Raw genomic sequence first — 16,999 nt, 5'->3', positions numbered from 1 at the left:
CATTTAACATCTAAACAAATCAAATGTTGTGGAGATGGATATGAATATTGAGCAATGCTGGATGCGCTACTTAAAAGCGGAGCAACTGATGGAACAAGGCCATTGGCCAGAAGCTCATCGTTTATATGACGACGTGCTCAACAATCTACCCAACCACATTCATTTAGCGCTAGAAAATGCACAAACTAAACCTTGCCAGTTTGTATGTCTCATTACGGGGCTTAGAGATGCCAGCGTGACGCAATCAGAGATTCTCAACAAACTCGGCTTACAACATGATGCGTTCTCAATACTCAATCAAACTTACGCGCTATTTCAATTTTTGCAGCTAGAGAGCCATGAACTGATTGAGCGCGTAGGTCACCTACTTGGTCAACAGAGCGAAGACTTGTTAGCTCACATGGCGGCATTTTGCTCTGCCCAACGTAATGCTCAATGGATGATAGAACTCGAGCACGTAACGCGGGCGCATGAGCAGTTCTTACATTTGCAAGCAATGAGTTCGGCAAAATCTTCGCCTTCTCACCTGTATAATTAATCTAAAGCTCAAGCATTGAGGCCAGCTAGGTTTATGCTGTCCATTGCTTGAGTATCATTTGCTTTATCAACCACAAGGATCTGTGATGTCTTCTAAAACCATTCTTTCGGTGAACAACCTATCAGTCAGCTTTACGACAAACGATGGGATCGTCGATGCAGTAAAGAATGTTAGCTTCGATTTAAAAGCAGGCGAGACGCTGTCCATCGTTGGCGAATCTGGCTCTGGCAAGTCAGTATCAACCAATGCACTGATGAAACTACTGCCAGACAACGCTATTTTGCATGAAAGCTCATCCATCATGTTTGAGGGTAGCTCCATCTTGGATAAAACAGAGCGTGAAATGCAAAGTATTCGCGGTGATCGCATTGGCATGATTTTTCAAGAGCCGATGACCTCACTAAACCCGTACATGCGGGTGGGTATCCAAGTCGCTGAGGCCATCATGTGTCACCGCCCGGTCGACAGACGAACAGCAAAAGCAAAGGTGTTAGAGCTGTTTGAATTGGTTCATATGCCAAACCCAGAAAAAGCGTACAACAAGTACCCACACGAATTTTCTGGTGGTCAATTGCAACGCATCATGATTGCGATGGCACTGATTAACGAGCCCGATATTTTGATCGCCGACGAACCTACAACAGCGTTGGATGTCACAGTTCAAGCAGAAGTGTTGCACCTGATTAAAGAAATTCAGGCTCAGATGGGCATGGCAATCCTATTTATTACTCATGACTTAGGCGTCGTAAAACACTTTGCAGACCGCATCATTGTGATGTGTAAAGGAGAAGTCGTCGAAGAAGGCGAAACGCAAATACTCTTCGAGGACCCAAAGCACGAATATACACGTATGCTAATCAACTCGATTCCTAAAGGCAGTAAGGAGCCTATTAGCGAAAGTGCTACACAGCTTTTAAAGGCCGACGATATACGAGTCAAATTCTTGGTAAAGTCGCATTTTATTGCGAGCAAGAATGAGTACTTCGAAGCGGTAAAAGGCATTTCTCTTGAGCTTAAACAAGGAGAGACCCTCGGGATCGTTGGGGAGTCCGGTTCAGGTAAGTCTACACTCGGCCGAGCTTTGATAGGTCTACTGCCCTCAACTGGCAAAATAGAATACAAAGGCCAAGATATGGCCTTGCTGACAAACAAAGAACGTTTTGAGCTGAAAAAAGACGTTCAGATGGTATTCCAAGACCCTTATGGTTCGCTTTCTCCTCGTATGACTATCGGCGAGATCATCACAGAAGGATTAACTGTCCACCAACCAATGTTGAGTAAAAAAGAACGTATGCAGAAAGCGCGCAACGTGCTCCGTGAGGTCCGCTTAGATCCCGCGTCCATCAACCGTTATCCGCACGAGTTTTCAGGAGGCCAGCGTCAGCGTATTGCTATCGCGCGAGCACTGATCCTTGAACCTTCGTTTATTCTGCTTGATGAGCCAACCTCTGCATTAGACCGCTCGGTGCAACTGACAGTGATTGACCTTCTGAAAGATTTGCAGAAAAAACACAATATTGGCTACTTGTTTATTAGCCACGATCTATCAGTAGTTAAAGCACTCTCTGATCGTGTTCTAGTCATGCAAAAGGGCGAGGTCATGGAACAAGGTACGGCCGAAAAGATTTTCCAAAACCCTAAAAATGACTACACGAAAAAACTGATAGATGCCTCATTTGATCTTGAAAACAGTGAAAATCAGCACAATGCGGCTTAGGTTCATCACAGTTTCATATTCATAAACTAGGATTAAGAAAAGGTGATGAATTCATCTTGTCTTAAGAATGGCGTAGCTGCCTTTCGGTTTGGCCGCCGAGACTGGTTGGTTCAAGAGTCAGACTTAGTCAACCTGGCTCAAATACTGGCAAACAGTATGAATTGAGTTCCCCCAACCATGAAAAATGCCGCGACACTGTCGCGGCATTTTTTTATTCTCAGAAGCTTCGAACAACTAGGGCATTAAATCGACTCAATACCCATATTATGTAACGTAAATGCATACACGTCTGTGGTGAGGTCAATTTGCTTACTCAGCGGCATTCCTGCACCATGACCGGCATTAACATCAATGCGTATCAATACTGGATTAGCGCCTTGCTGTTTGTCTTGCAGCTCCGCAATAAATTTGTACGAATGTGCTGGCACAACTCGGTCGTCGTGATCAGCAGTTGTCACCAAGGTAGCAGGATATTGCACGCCTTCTTTTACATTGTGAACAGGAGAGTAACCAAGCAAGTATTGGAACATCGCTTCACTTTGCTCCGACGTGCCATAGTCATACTTCCAGCCTTCTCCAGAAGTAAACGTGTGATAACGCAGCATATCAAGCACGCCAACCGCAGGCAGCGCGACTTTGAATAGTTCAGGGCGTTGCGTCATACACGCTCCAACTAACAAACCACCATTAGAACCACCGCGAATCGCTAGGCGATCCGAGCTAGTGTAGTCGTTTTCAATCAGGTATTCCGCCGCCGCAATAAAGTCATCAAACACGTTTTGCTTTTGCTGCTGAGTGCCTGCGTTGTGCCAGGCTTTACCGTATTCACCGCCGCCTCGCATGTTGGCGACAGCGTATATACCACCCAACTCTAGCCAGTTGGCTACATTGCCAGAAAACATTGGAGTAAGGCTGATGTTAAAACCGCCGTAACCATACAACATGGTTGGTGCTCTACCATCAAGTGCAATGCCCTTCTTGTATGAAATGATCATCGGAACTTGCGTGCCGTCTTTTGAGGTGTAAAACACCTGTTTTGATTCATACTCATTACGATCGAACGGTGCCTTTGATTCCTGAAACAGTGTCGATTCACCAGATTCGACATCAAATGAGAAGATCGTCGGAGGCGTCACGTAGTTAGTGAATGTGTAATAAAGTGTGGTTTCTTCTTTTTTACCCGCCAGACCATAAGCCGTGCCTTCTCCCAGCAATTGTACATCTCGAATCCACTCACCTTGGTAGTTAAACTGCTGCACTTTAGAAAGCACATCTACCATATAAGTCGCAAACAGATAACCGCCACCTTTGCTGATTTCTAACGGCTGTTCTTGTTCAGCAATCACGTCAGCCCATTGTTCTGTCTGAGTGTTGTAGCTGACAACTTTGCCGTTCGGCGCATCTAGGTTGGTGTAAAGCAGCAAGGTCTCGTCTTGACTATCAATCAAGTAGGTGTCGCCTTGCGTTGTATCGCGCAGCGTCACAATTGCTTGGGAGTCAGACTGTAAATCGATATAAAACAGACGATTACCCGATGTAGATTCTGCGCCAGAGATAATAAGGAAGCGATCATCTGTCGTCGTCGTACCAGACACATAACGATGAACTTGCGTATCCAACTCACCAAAAATCACTTTATCTTCAGATTGAGGGGTACCAAGTTCATGATAATAAAGCTTGTGATGCTCAGTTCGAGCAGACAACTCGCTGCCTTGCGGCTTATCGTAGCTTGAGTAATAGAAGCCTTTGCTGCCCAGCCAAGAAATCGACGTAAACTTCGCATCAACAATCTCAGGCTCTAACTGTTCTTTGGTTTCCGTATCAATGACAAAGATCTTACGCCAATCACTACCCCCTTCTGAGATGGAATACGCGACCAAACGGTAGTCTTTAGAGAAGCTGACTTCGCCAAGAGAGGTCGTGCCCTCTTCGGAGAAAGCATTTGGATCAAGGAAAACCTCGGCTTCTCCCTCGCCTTTACGTCGATACAATACGCTTTGGTTTTGCAAACCGTCGTTTTTGTAGAAGTAGGTGTAGTCACCACGTACAAATGGCTGGGAATATTTTTCGTAGTTTTGACTGTTCGCCACTAAGTCACGGATTTGTTGGCGGTACGGTATCTGACCAAGGAAATCGAAGGTGACCGAATTTTGACCCGAAACCCATTGTGCGGTTTCTTCACTGCGATCATCTTCTAACCAGCGATAAGGGTCGGCAATGTCGTGACCAAAATAAGTGTCCACGACAGAATCTTTACGTGTTTTTGGGTAATGCATAACGTCCGTGTTACTCCGTTGTTTTTATTAAGTTGTTTATCTTCAATCGTTTTATTGCGGTGATTACCTTAGAGCACCCAATTTTGATTTCAACGACATTGTTTTAAATCTATGAAGAACCTAGAAATAATGAGATATCGTTAAGTACCGGTCACGAATGTGCTCAATAAGCAGCTTCACTTTGTTCGGTGGTTGACGAGTAAACGGATACACCGCGTAGATACCCAACTTTTTACCTACTAATTCAGGAAAAATATCCACCAGTTGACCATTACGAATATCGTGATACACCAAGCAGCGCGGGACGTAAGCAATACCATGGCCGCCCAGAGCGGCTTTACGTAATGCGGTCGCGTTATCAGTAGAAAAGCAGCCCGATACTTTGACGATGTAATTGCCATCTTCTCCTTTAAACTCCCAATCCGTTGCACCTGTGGTTTGGTAAGCGTATTGCAGACAATTGTGCGTGGTGAGATCAATCGGCTCGATCGGTTTCCCATTTTTAGCGATATATGAAGGGGACGCGCATACCACCCATTGGGAATCGAGAATATGTCGTGCGATCAAACTGGAGTCGGCTAGGTAGCCAGTTCGAATGACTAAGTCGTAACCATCAGCCACTAAATCGACAAAGCGGTTATCCAATGACATGTCCACGGTCAGACCCGGATGAAGGTTACAAAACTCGGCAACAGCATCAGCAAGTATCAAATCTCCAGAGATACACGGCACGGACATTTTTATATGACCGCTCACATTCTCTCCAAAGCCTGCAACAGCATCCATAGCCTCCTGAGTGGCCTGCTTCACATTTTTAGCACTGTGGAGTAACACCTTACCTGCCTCGGTCAAGGTTAATTTGCGCGTTGTTCGATATAATAGCTGAGCCCCTATTTCTTCCTCCAACCTCGCCATTCTTTTGCTAACTACCGAATTTGTAAGGTTATTTGCCTCTGCAACCTTACTAAAGCTGCCAAGTTCGATTACTTGAGAAAATAGGATTAAGTCGTCTGCTCTCATACCATTATGTCACTTTTGGAATTAATTATTTTCATTATTTCCCTATATCAACAAAAAATAAAGGAGTAAATTCACGCCAAATTAACAAAACCATTACAACAAAAAGTCACCTCTACAGCGGATTGACACCGTTCGAGAAGTCAGCGTACGAAGGATGTACAAATGAGTGAAACCCTACTTGCCCTAGTGGCATTTTCGCCAATTGTTGTTGCCGCCATCTTATTGGTTGGTCTCAACTGGCCTGCTAAAAAAGCCATGCCTGTTGCGTTCGGTCTAACCGTCGCTATCGCACTTATGTTTTGGGATATGTCAGCCAATCGCGTACTGGCTTCCGTATTCCAAGGACTCGGCATTACTGTCTCTGTTCTATGGATCGTGTTTGGTGCCATCTTCTTGCTCAACACTTTAAAACACACTGGAGCGATCACCACAATCCGTAATGGATTTACCGATATTTCGGCTGACCGCCGTGTACAAGCCATCATCATTGCTTGGTGCTTTGGCTCGTTCATTGAAGGCGCATCTGGGTTCGGTACCCCGGCAGCAATCGCTGCACCACTGCTGGTTGCAATCGGCTTCCCTGCGCTAGCCGCTGTCCTAATGGGCATGATGATTCAGTCTACGCCTGTTTCATTCGGCGCGGTAGGCACGCCTATCATCGTAGGTGTAAACAAAGGTTTAGACACCCATAACATCAGTGAGTCGTTGGCCGCACAAGGTGCAACGTGGGAAATGTACCTGCAAGATATCACAGCGCACGTTGCTGTCATTCACGCAGTCGTAGGTACGATGATCCCAGTATTAATGGCGATGATGTTAACACGCTTTTTCGGCAAGAACAGAAGCTGGAGTGAAGGCCTGGATATTCTACCATTTGCGCTATTCGCTGGTGTCTCTTTCACCGTTCCATACGCGTTAACCGGCGTATTCTTGGGCGCAGAGTTTCCTTCACTTATCGGTGGTTTGGTTGGTCTGTCTATCGTTGTTACCGCAGCGAAAAAAGGCTTCTTAGTACCAAAGACTAAGTGGGATTTCGAAAGCGAAGACAAATGGCCTGCAGAGTGGTTAGGCTCGCTAAAAGTCGATCTAAACGACAATCCGGGCAAGCCAATGAGCATCGTAAAAGCTTGGGTTCCATATGTAATGCTGGCAGTTATTCTCGTCGCAAGCCGCGTTAGCCCTGAGCTGAAAGGCTTTGTACAAAGCGTAAGTTTGTCGTTCAGCAACATTCTTGGTGAGACTGGCGTTAGCGCTGCGATTCAGCCGTTATACCTTCCTGGTGGCATTCTGGTGTTTGTCGCACTACTTGCTGCAATGTTACAAAGCGGTAGTGTAAAGCCATTGCGTGAAGCGTTTGGCGAGTCAAGCAAAACACTGATTGGGGCGGGTTTTGTCTTGGTATTTACCATTCCGATGGTTCGTATCTTTATCAACTCAGGCATCAACGGTGCTGACCTAGCAAGTATGCCCGTCACAACCGCAAACTTCGCCTCTGACCTTGTTGGTTCTGCGTTCCCAGCGCTGAGTGCCACCGTTGGTGCACTGGGTGCGTTCATCGCTGGCTCAAACACGGTATCAAATATGATGTTCAGCCAGTTCCAATTCGAAGTGGCACAAACGTTGTCTATTTCGAGTGTGATTGTTGTATCACTCCAGGCCGTCGGTGCTGCTGCAGGTAACATGATTGCGATTCACAACGTTGTTGCCGCATCAGCCACGGTAGGTTTGCTTGGTCGAGAAGGCGCAACATTGCGTAAGACGATTATCCCTACGTTCTACTACATTGTAATGACAGGCATTATTGGATTGGTGCTGATTTATGGCTTCCAAATGACAGATGTCTTAATGAAGTAACGCGAAACGCAGGGTTTACAACCCTGCCTAATTTGACACAGCTGTCTGCACTACTACCCCGACATGTTGATTTAGCTTGCTACATCAATTCCCCCGACAGCTGTGTCATCCTTTCCAGTTTGCATAACTGATTGAGTGATTTAATAAAATTTTTCAACCAATTATGTAAATGGGTTACCAACATCACCGGTTCAAACGTAAGTGAACCATAGGTAACTATACTCATTTTGATGTCTTCACTGCTTTGCGATGAAGACTCAACGAAAGAGCAAATTGCTCCACAACTTTGCTTAGAATAACCGCTAGGACACCATTATGATTATCTCAGCTTCTACTGACTACCGCGCTGCCGCGAAAGCCAAGCTTCCCCCGTTTCTATTCCATTATATTGATGGCGGCTCTTACGACGAACGCACGCTGAAGCGTAATACTGACGATTTAGGTGATGTCGCTCTTCGCCAACGCGTCCTACGCGATATGACAGATTTGAGCCTCGAAACCGAGATCTTCGGTGAGAAACTGGCAATGCCAATCGCGCTAGCTCCTGTTGGTCTAACTGGTATGTACGCGCGCCGAGGCGAGGTGCAAGCAGCAAAAGCAGCCGAGAAAAAAGGCATCCCATTTACTATGTCGACTGTTTCGGTTTGTCCGATTGAAGAAGTCGCACCTGCAATTGAACGTCCAATGTGGTTCCAGCTTTACGTGCTTAAAGACCGTGGCTTTATGAAAAACGTACTTGAGCGTGCAAAAGCAGCAGGCGTAACAACGCTGGTGTTTACCGTTGATATGCCAGTTCCTGGCGCACGTTACCGTGACATGCACTCAGGTATGAGTGGTCCTAACGCAGCCATGCGTCGTGTATTCCAGGCGATGCGCCACCCAAGCTGGGCGCTGGATGTGGGTCTACTTGGTAAACCGCACGACTTAGGTAACATCTCAACTTATCGTGGCGAACCAACAAAGCTAGAAGATTACATCGGCTGGTTAGGCGCAAACTTCGACCCTTCTATCTCCTGGAAAGATCTTGAGTGGATTCGTGATTTTTGGGATGGCCCAATGGTTATCAAAGGCATTCTAGATGAAGAAGACGCGAAAGATGCGGTACGTTTCGGCGCAGATGGCATTGTGGTATCTAACCATGGTGGCCGTCAGTTAGATGGCGTACTTTCAAGTGCTAAAGCACTACCAAGCATTGCGGATGCGGTAAAAGGTGATCTTAAGATCTTCGTAGACTCTGGTATTCGTACTGGTCTTGATGTCGTTCGTATGCTCGCACTTGGTGCAGACTGTACGCTTCTTGGCCGTTCATTTGTGTACGCATTGGCAGCACAAGGCGGAGCAGGCGTTGAAAACCTACTGGATCTGTACGATAAAGAAATGCGTGTAGCAATGACGCTGACTGGCGCTAAGTCTATCGCGGATCTTTCACGCGATTCGCTAGTGAAAATCCCATAATCTTTGCAATCGAGCAAAACAGAAACGAAAAAACGAGCCAACAGTGGCTCGTTTTTTATTGCTCTTCAACCCGATAATTTGACGAGCAAGCTAGCTAACTTGGTGAACGTACTCGATCACGACTTGGTTTCCGTCGATAAACACGTTACTGATATCGCCATCCACCGTCACACGATTTTGTAAATAAACGGTACCAGATGCAGATAGATCACGCTCCGTCAAAGACGGAATCACCTGACCAGGACGTACATGTAGCTGCTCGCATAGCTGTTTTACAAAACCTAGCGTCAGTGGAGAATTACCACGTAACAAGCCAGAAAACTCGTGTAGACTCAAACCAAGGCGCTTCGCCATTTCCATTTGAGTGATGTGCATTTTGGCTTTTTGTGACATCCAGATGTCGTAGAGCGCGTTTCGATCCAGCTCTGTAAATTCCATATCTGCCTCCGCTAATTCAAGAGCCAATACACTCTCACACTTACTTAAGATAAATGTTAGCGATAAGTCAGAGAAGTTATAATTGATCGTCCAAATATCAACCCTCAATCATTGTTAGCATACCTCTGAACGTGCATGAGGCGGTAGCTCAACAGAACATTGAGGTGACTCTCTTGTCATCGGAAGGAAAAGTCCATCTCGGACGGTTTAGACATAAGTAAATGATTTAAAGGAAATCACTGGGGTGAAGGAGTAATATCTGCTACCTTTCCTTCCATGGTTCACTAGAAATAAGTTACATATGCCACAGTGGTTTACCGAATTACAAAGCTACATTGAAACGTCTCATCAAAATTGGAGTGGGAGCGTCCTTTTCATTACGCTCGCTAGCTTTATAGCTTGGATAGCTTGGCGGCTGATCCGCTCTCGCCTCGCTGCGCTCGTAGAGAAAACGCCCTTCCACTGGGATGATATGTTGCTTGATGCGCTAAAAGCGCCAGTCAGTACACTCATTTGGTGTTGGCCAGCAACCGTCTCTATCGGCATCATATTGGAGAGCGAGCTCAACGATAAAATAAACTGGTTAAGTACGCTGAAACTGATTTTAATCATCAGCATCTTCGTATGGACCGTTATGCGGCTCATTACCAATGTTGAAGAGCATGTTCTCGAACAAAAGAACCGAGATGAAACAACGGTACAAGCGATAGCTAAGGTCGCGCGCCTGTTCTTTATTACCGTCGGAATTCTAACCGTAATGCAGGCATTTGGTCTGTCACTATCGGGCCTACTTACCTTCGGTGGTGTTGGTGGTTTGATCGTCGGTTTAGCGGCGAAGGATTTGCTGTCTAACTTTTTTGGAGGTCTTATGATCTACTTCGATCGTCCATTTAAAGTTGGCGATTGGATCCGTTCTCCAGACCGACAAATAGAGGGGACAGTAGAACGCATTGGCTGGCGCATGACCATTATCCGAACTTTCGATAAGCGTCCACTGTATGTACCAAACTCAGTGTTTAGCAGCATTGTCGTAGAAAACCCATCTCGCATGCTGAACCGGCGCATCTACGAAAAAATTGGACTTCGTTACGACGATGCAGAAAAAATGCCGCAAATTATCGCCGCGGTAAAAGAAATGCTGAAAAATCACAAAGACATTGATGCACGCCAAACACTAATCGTCAACTTCGATACATTCGGTCCATCATCGTTGCACTTCTTTATCTATACCTTTACTAAAACCGTGAATTGGGTGAGATACCATGAGGTTAAGCAGGACATACTGCTTAAGGTAATCAACATCATTAAAGAGCACGATGCAGATATCGCGTTCCCTACTCAGACGCTTAAGCTCGACCCTATACAAATGGTAAAATCGGAAGAGCAAGAAGATCACGGCTTCTAGTTCTCACCAATACCCCAATAATCAAGCCCGCTGTGTTTAAGCGGGCTTTTTATTTTTCTTCGCATGAAGTGGTTATTGTTGCGTTAACACCATACGTGCATTCAGCGGTTGGATTGGGCGATTGTTTTTCCCCATTACTTCCGAAAAAGATTTTATCTGCTCAGGAGAAATAGTTTGTGCTTCTTTCATCACCAACCAACGCACACCTTCAGAGCATGGTGGTGTCGTTAGTGAGCCGTTAAAGCGGTAGTAGTCTTTATCACTTGGGATAAGGGCATCCGCATCAAATGGAACCTTGATGGTAACATCTTGATCTTTAGTTGGAATGTTAGCTAGCATCTTAGCTAAATCTGGGTTCGCGTCACCCAGTTTAAAGAACACCGCGACAACAGCTAGATGACCTACTTTGTCGGCATGCACAAAGTGTACTTCTAGTGGGTATTCTTTACCATCCACATGGTTTTCAGATGGCGTATGGAAGTGGAACTGTTTCAACGTAAACTCTTTACCATCAATGGTGAGTGTGTTTTTACCTTCTAAACCAGTCTGTAAAGTGTGACCGTTGTTCAGCAGTGAAATTGCCTTACCTTCGTAGTCGAAATTCAATTTTTCTAGCTTCGCTTCGGTCGCCGATTCAATGTTGATTGGGCTCTGGTTTTGACCTTTCGCGCACTCAGATGCAAACTCACCCCAATGAGCTGGCCCATGGTTTCCCTCGTAGCCCCAGCTTGCTGCATAAGCTGTTCCTGTAAATACCAGTGCCAAACCTAATGTTGTTAGTGACTTCTTCATCATTTTCCTTATTTCTGAAAGTTAAATTCCGTGAGAATAAAGCCATACTAATCTCACAAAATTAAGCAGTGACAGAGTGAAAACTATGATTACAAAAAATTTTTGGAATAGAAGCCTCTAATGATGTAATTGACATGATGCTCAAAATTGAACGTCAACGATTATTGAATCGGTGTAAGTACCTGCAGGAGGGGTCGTTTGGCTGGTTAGTATCTGCGCGCGATAATTATAATTCTGTGGAGTGATACCATCCGGAATGGAGCCGCCAGTATCGACGTCACCGTGTTCACGACGTTCAGAACTGGTGCCTCCCCAGCGCTCCATCGTTGATGACTTATAGATTTCATATTCCAAATAGTGACCACTAGAAATCATTCGCCGCTGACCACCGGACGCATTTAGGCCGTCATTCAAGCCAATGGAGAAGGAACTATTCTTGGTACAAGTTAACGATATAACCTGACTGACTGGTTCAAAACCGGCCACTAATGGGGACGAACCAAAATCAATATCTGGCGCTGTGATCATACAATCAGGGGTCACTTCCAACTCAACCGTAATCACGCTTTGAGCGCTGCCATTGGCGCGGCCAATGCATACCCCTAGAACCCCGATACCCTTACAGTAATCCCAAATCCAGGATACGGTGATTTGGTCTTTGTAAGTCCCAGCGGAAAGATTACTACCCACTCCCGTCCGAGCATAGAGCGGAAACTCGGCTTGAGTGCCAAACAACCCGAGTAAATCGAGTAACCCGATTTCAAAAAAATTGTAAGTTTGGCCGAATACATACTCTTGTGAAAGACCTGGATCGCCAAAAATCTGATAGCTGAGCTCCGAACTCGGATCATCCTCATTTAATAGCAAACCATTATTTATACTGTTAAACGTTGCTGATACGTAGTCGCCACTTAACAAAGACACAAGTGTAGAAAAGTCACACGTAATCCCCGCATGAGGCTGAGCTGAGCTTTGCTGCTGAGAGCTTGAAACAGTAAACGAAGAAACATTGCCAAACAAGATTAAAGGTGCTGCCGCCGTGAGCTGACAAGCCATTGTCGAGCACGAGAAAAAGAGAAGTAGGCTAGCAAACCAGCTGCGCAAAATCATAGTGCGGTCTCTTCTTCGGCTTTGATACAAACCTGCTCAGGCAATGTTTGTATTTTTTGACTGTCACGCTGATACAACCCCTCAATAAACACTTTACATGGCGACTGTCCTTGAGGATAAAACTGAATATAGCGGCCTGGGTCAACGCCTTCAAAGTACGTAAAACCATCCCAACCAATTTGGCTTGTTAAGCCCGTTTCTGAGCGGCCATATGTACCAATCGGAAGGAACAAATGATTTTCGTCTACCACCGTCATGCTCAGTGCAATTTGTAGCTCTATTGGGAACTCTAACAGGTAGCCGTAGCCCGAATGTATCGAAGCAAACTGCTCTGTTGCGGAAAACGCAGCATTGGCAGGTAAATTAAGTGGATCGATTTCATATTTGGCGGTGTAATACGCCGTAGCCCAAGGAACAAGTAAGTAACCTTCATCATCTGTCACTCCGACAATTTGATTTTCATATTTAACCGGAATACCTTCAAAACCACTGGTGCTCACCACAGCGAAGCTGTCATACACTTCATTCGCTGGGAATATTTCTCCATCCAACGTAGAGACCGAACCTGCCATTTCCGCAAAATAATCATAGTCGCCACTGGTGCCATTTAACCCCGCTCTGAACTGCGCCCATGACGCACGGTAGGTCAAATCAGCCTGTTTACGGTTTTCTGGGTGTTCGTTAATATCATGCGCTAAATTGACGCCCCATCCACCTCGTATTGGCGCAAGGCGGCTGTAACCCACTCGCCCTCGCACATCGCCATCGTCCTCTCTTTTCAGCGTTAGCCCCGAACTTCCCCCCAAAGAACTGAAAGGTAGAGAGAATTGAGCCAACGTAACACTCTGACCACCAATACTATGGTTGTAAGAAAGGGACATATTGATATTAAAAGGCAGAGCGTAGCTATAAGTAAGATTTAGGGTACGTGAATCTGAGTCGGATTGTTGAATATCAAAGTACCCACCAGAAAGTGAGCCCCAATCTCCCAAACGGACTCCCATATTGATTTGTGATAGATGGCGCGACGCGAGTGAAGCGTCCTTGCCTTCATCGAGCATTTCGTAATTTGGTAAATGAGATAAGGTATAAAAGTCGGCTTGTTCTACTTGAGTTCGAGCAGCGAAGCTAAACAACCGAGACTGATAACTATAACCTAGCGCATATGAGGTAGATTGATCCTGAAAATTACTCACACGAAACGAGGCATCCACCGTACCTAAGTTGAAAGCATTAGTGACAAAGCCCAGCCCCGCAACGATCAGGTCATCTTTTGCTTCAGCTTGAGCTTCTAATGTTAACCAATCAGTCATGCCATGACGCAGAGCGGTAACCACGCCACTGTCTCCATAGTCGTTAGATGCATTACCGAAATATTCTCTGATCGCACCAATACTCGCACTGTAAGATGTAAATCCGGTCTTCAGTAGATCGGAAGAGAGAAAAAATGGGCTGGTCATGACCGTTTGCTTACCTTGAGCATCCGTTGCAATTACCGTTGCTTCCCCAGCCCCAGAGAGCATTGGAATATCGTTAATAATGAAAGGACCGGGCCCAACATTCATTGAGTCAGTTTTAAAGCCATTGATAAACAAATCTAACGTAGTGGGCGCTGTGACCTCACCATAAAATGCAGGTAACGGCGTCGTCACGACATCCGGACGCATAGAGAAATCATGTGACAACTGAATACCCGCCAGTCTTACTGGTTGGCTCCAAGATAAAGGGCGAACAATATAGTCCCCTACCTCCATACGAATTCGCTTCTCTTGATTGACGTACTCGTAACTCGTATCAAAACGAGTGTACTGGCTGCTTTGCTGGGACTGAACATCGCGATGAAAGTTAGATTTAAATATCCCGGTAGTAGAAAAAACGCCAAACTCAGAAAAGGCTCTGACTTCATGATTTATAGAAACCTCCTTTTGTCGGCTTTCGTTCTCGTACACACCAAATACGTTGTAGTTAAGCAGGCCACCACGCCCAAACTGAGCCGGGGAAAATCGCCCCATATCCTGCGCTGATAAGCTCTGCATCGGTAACCAATTAGGCGGTACGTCAATTGCAAGTTGCAATGACGATTGCAAGTAACGCACGTTAACACCTGGGATAGACGTAACCTCAAGTCTCTCTTCGGTTCCAGGCAACGACTTGGCGGTAACCCCAACTGAAATGAGGTCCTCCCGGAGCAAAAAGAACTGATCGCCAACTCGCTCAACTTTCGCAACAAGCCCGGTTGCTCTTTGATTGATCACCAACTCCAGATTGAGGCTAATATTCTCAAACTTTTCTAAAGAGAAATTTTCAGGACTCGGTAGCTCAGAGAAGTGGTTTGCTGAATTTGCACAAAGACCAATACTGCTCCACGTTACGCTAAGTAATACCAACCAAAAGAAAGCATTCATTGTATTAAATCTATTCATTATTGCTTCAATGGTATTTGGTAACGTTTACCTCCAATATTCGCGCTCAAACTCAAGGGTCTGACATTACTATGGGGAATAGACCAAACCTTATACTGTTCAGGAAGAATATAGCCAGCTAGTCCATCGGAAACAACGACAGGATCTTTATTTGGTAGATTCAACTGTAAATTCACTAAGCGAACATGGTGTTTTCCTGAATTTTTAATGTGAACAAAACGCTGATTATTTTTCTTAATAAACTGTGCCTGTAAATCACCCCATAATTCACTGTCACGGTTTGGTTTTTGAGTATCAGTCAGCCCTTTCCCGTAAATAAACAAAGGTATCGAGTAACGCATTCGGACTTTTACAGCGAGTTCATTTTCCGCCAATTCTGTTTGAGGGTTTTGAGTTGGCGGTAATTCATCTATGATCACTCGGTATGCATACTCCTTACCCGCAGAGGCCTCATCTTGGTTGATGATGCGGATTAACTGCTTTTCACCTGGTTCAATTTTGACAAACGGAGGGGTTGCAATTAACTGGCTTTGACTTGAATAACTATCTTCTCCTTCGTTTTGTTCCCACTTAAAAATTCTCACTTGCAAATAAGAATCAGCACTGCCTTTATTTACCATCCAAAGTGATGTTGCATTACTCTCCTCTGATATTTTGGGGTAAATCGGCCAAATTAATAATGAGTTAGCATTGGCATTTGAGAAAAAAACAAAAAGGAAGGTTATTAATAATAGTTTTTTGAGTATGAATTCCATTTCACCCCTCCAAAGTTCACTTACCACTCTAATGTCAGCGTAAGCGTATCCATATAAATTCCAGCCATTTCATTCCCATTTATTGTCGCCTTTGCCCAGATAGGAAACTGAATATTATCTGGGTCTTGGTCGGTATCGACGGAATATTGCGTGTCAATATCAAGCACCTGCGTATAATTTAGATCCTGAAACAAAAAGTAATCTACCGTTGTCGCTTCTTCACTGTGCTTTAGCTTACGTACACCGTCCGATTCATTCATCCCGCCATTTACGGAAACATTCATCGTAATACCCGGAGTACAACTTAATGTGAGTGATGAACTGTAAGTGATGCTGCCTTGTACTTCCGTCGCGTAAACTGAAGAATGCTCACCAAAATCTAACGTACCTATTTGCCCGGCTTGGGTTGGGCTTTCTTCTTGTACTGAGCCGTTAATCAAACAACCTGTATCTACGATGGCAGACACCTGAAAAGTTTGTGTCGCATCAGCCAGCACAGTTAAAGAACACAAACTCATCGCGACAAGTGAAAAGCTCCTAACAACCAGCGTCACGTTTTACCAGCTTAGCGTCACACTGATGGTATCGGAGTATGTACCGGCAATGCTGCTCGTACCGTAAGCTTTCGCAAAAAGCTCAATAGTTTGCGATGTTGCACTAGTAAATTCAGACAGAGCTACCGTCCCGCCTTGTATAATTTGTGTGCTTCGGTCTGAGTCGGTAAACAACGTATAATCAATAAATTGCGCGCCATTTGACATCGCATAGGTACCAACGGTCGCACTTGCATCATACAATCCGGTGCCCAATGTAAACGTCGGTGTCACACCGTTACTACAAAGCACTTCAATACCCGTCGCACTACCACCATTTACCACACCATCTTGTTCACTGAAGATTGCAGGCACGTCTCCAAAGGCGAGTGAGCCAAAGCCAACGCCAGAAGCTGCATCTACCGCATTATTTCCATTAATCACACAACCTTGTACAAGGTTAATTGAAACATCAATCGTACCGCTCACTGACGCTCCACTCGCTTGCCAACTAAATGAGGTTAAGAGCAGAGGCATCATCAGATAAAATCTTTTCATATAAAGCTCCATTTTTACATTCCACTGTATACTGTATATCGGTAACCTTTTTATTAGTTATAGCTCAATTATGACAAACCAAATGCATATAAAATGTAAAACAATAAAAAGAAGCAGGATAAGGA

General features: G+C 45.1%; 14 protein-coding genes. 5 read left to right on the top strand and 9 right to left on the bottom strand.

Annotated features, from left to right (window positions below):
* Window positions 1-40 precede the first annotated feature (40 nt).
* Window positions 41-538, top strand: a complete 498-nt coding sequence (locus KI742_RS07260) for a hypothetical protein (protein WP_005375116.1) — start codon at window positions 41-43, stop codon at window positions 536-538.
* Between the two features lie 85 nt (window positions 539-623).
* Window positions 624-2,255 (top strand): ABC transporter ATP-binding protein, encoded by a 1,632-nt coding sequence (locus tag KI742_RS07255; protein WP_213907562.1) that lies wholly within the window; start codon window positions 624-626, stop codon window positions 2,253-2,255.
* A 242-nt stretch (window positions 2,256-2,497) separates the two neighbouring features.
* On the opposite strand, the gene KI742_RS07250 is transcribed toward KI742_RS07255, so the two are convergent.
* Together KI742_RS07250 and KI742_RS07245 are read right to left on the bottom strand one after the other, a co-directional pair.
* Window positions 2,498-4,531, bottom strand: a complete 2,034-nt coding sequence (locus tag KI742_RS07250) for a prolyl oligopeptidase family protein (protein WP_213910485.1) — start codon at window positions 4,529-4,531, stop codon at window positions 2,498-2,500.
* A 120-nt stretch (window positions 4,532-4,651) separates the two neighbouring features.
* Window positions 4,652-5,551, bottom strand: a complete 900-nt coding sequence (locus KI742_RS07245; RefSeq protein WP_005375112.1) for a LysR family transcriptional regulator — start codon at window positions 5,549-5,551, stop codon at window positions 4,652-4,654.
* A 162-nt stretch (window positions 5,552-5,713) separates the two neighbouring features.
* Between KI742_RS07245 and KI742_RS07240 the strand changes: the two genes are divergently transcribed.
* Both KI742_RS07240 and lldD read left to right on the top strand, forming a co-directional pair.
* On the top strand, window positions 5,714-7,405 hold the full coding sequence (locus KI742_RS07240; RefSeq protein ID WP_005375111.1) for an L-lactate permease: 1,692 nt from the start codon (window positions 5,714-5,716) through the stop codon (window positions 7,403-7,405).
* Between the two features lie 315 nt (window positions 7,406-7,720).
* Complete coding sequence (lldD, locus tag KI742_RS07235; protein ID WP_005383962.1) at window positions 7,721-8,860, top strand: FMN-dependent L-lactate dehydrogenase LldD; 1,140 nt, start codon at window positions 7,721-7,723, stop codon at window positions 8,858-8,860.
* Between the two features lie 90 nt (window positions 8,861-8,950).
* Here lldD and KI742_RS07230 read toward each other — a convergent pair whose 3' ends face one another.
* A complete protein-coding gene (locus KI742_RS07230) occupies window positions 8,951-9,298 on the bottom strand; it encodes a helix-turn-helix transcriptional regulator (protein WP_005375109.1) in 348 nt (115 codons plus the stop codon).
* A 301-nt stretch (window positions 9,299-9,599) separates the two neighbouring features.
* Here KI742_RS07230 and KI742_RS07225 point away from each other — a divergent pair, with 301 nt between their 5' ends.
* The gene (locus tag KI742_RS07225; RefSeq protein WP_262631418.1) at window positions 9,600-10,703 is read left to right on the top strand and encodes a mechanosensitive ion channel family protein; all 1,104 of its coding nucleotides are present in this window, start codon (window positions 9,600-9,602) and stop codon (window positions 10,701-10,703) included.
* Between the two features lie 72 nt (window positions 10,704-10,775).
* On the opposite strand, the gene KI742_RS07220 is transcribed toward KI742_RS07225, so the two are convergent.
* The 6 genes from KI742_RS07220 to KI742_RS07195 all read right to left on the bottom strand — a co-directional run bounded on the left by KI742_RS07220 (window position 10,776) and on the right by KI742_RS07195 (window position 16,886).
* Window positions 10,776-11,495 (bottom strand): carbonic anhydrase, encoded by a 720-nt coding sequence (locus KI742_RS07220; RefSeq protein ID WP_213885291.1) that lies wholly within the window; start codon window positions 11,493-11,495, stop codon window positions 10,776-10,778.
* Between the two features lie 141 nt (window positions 11,496-11,636).
* Entirely contained in the window at window positions 11,637-12,605 is a 969-nt protein-coding gene (locus KI742_RS07215) for a spore coat protein U domain-containing protein (RefSeq protein WP_213893269.1), read from the bottom strand.
* On the bottom strand, window positions 12,602-15,028 hold the full coding sequence (locus KI742_RS07210) for a fimbria/pilus outer membrane usher protein (protein WP_373417452.1): 2,427 nt from the start codon (window positions 15,026-15,028) through the stop codon (window positions 12,602-12,604). Before KI742_RS07210 ends, KI742_RS07215 begins: the two co-directional genes overlap by 4 nt.
* On the bottom strand, window positions 15,028-15,783 hold the full coding sequence (locus KI742_RS07205) for a molecular chaperone (RefSeq protein ID WP_054579350.1): 756 nt from the start codon (window positions 15,781-15,783) through the stop codon (window positions 15,028-15,030). Before KI742_RS07205 ends, KI742_RS07210 begins: the two co-directional genes overlap by 1 nt.
* Window positions 15,784-15,803: 20 nt before the next feature.
* Entirely contained in the window at window positions 15,804-16,301 is a 498-nt protein-coding gene (locus tag KI742_RS07200) for a spore coat U domain-containing protein (RefSeq protein ID WP_306309089.1), read from the bottom strand.
* Between the two features lie 39 nt (window positions 16,302-16,340).
* Window positions 16,341-16,886 carry a spore coat U domain-containing protein gene (locus KI742_RS07195; RefSeq protein ID WP_005375099.1) on the bottom strand — a complete coding sequence of 182 codons (546 nt, stop codon included), beginning with the start codon at window positions 16,884-16,886 and terminating at the stop codon, window positions 16,341-16,343.
* Window positions 16,887-16,999 lie beyond the last annotated feature (113 nt).

Source organism: Vibrio sp. D417a (assembly GCF_030248595.1).
In the GTDB taxonomy this organism is placed as follows: Bacteria; Pseudomonadota; Gammaproteobacteria; order Enterobacterales; family Vibrionaceae; genus Vibrio; species Vibrio alginolyticus.
The sequence above is the reverse complement of the archived record's forward strand: the minus strand, read 5'-3'. Positions and strand labels throughout refer to the sequence as shown.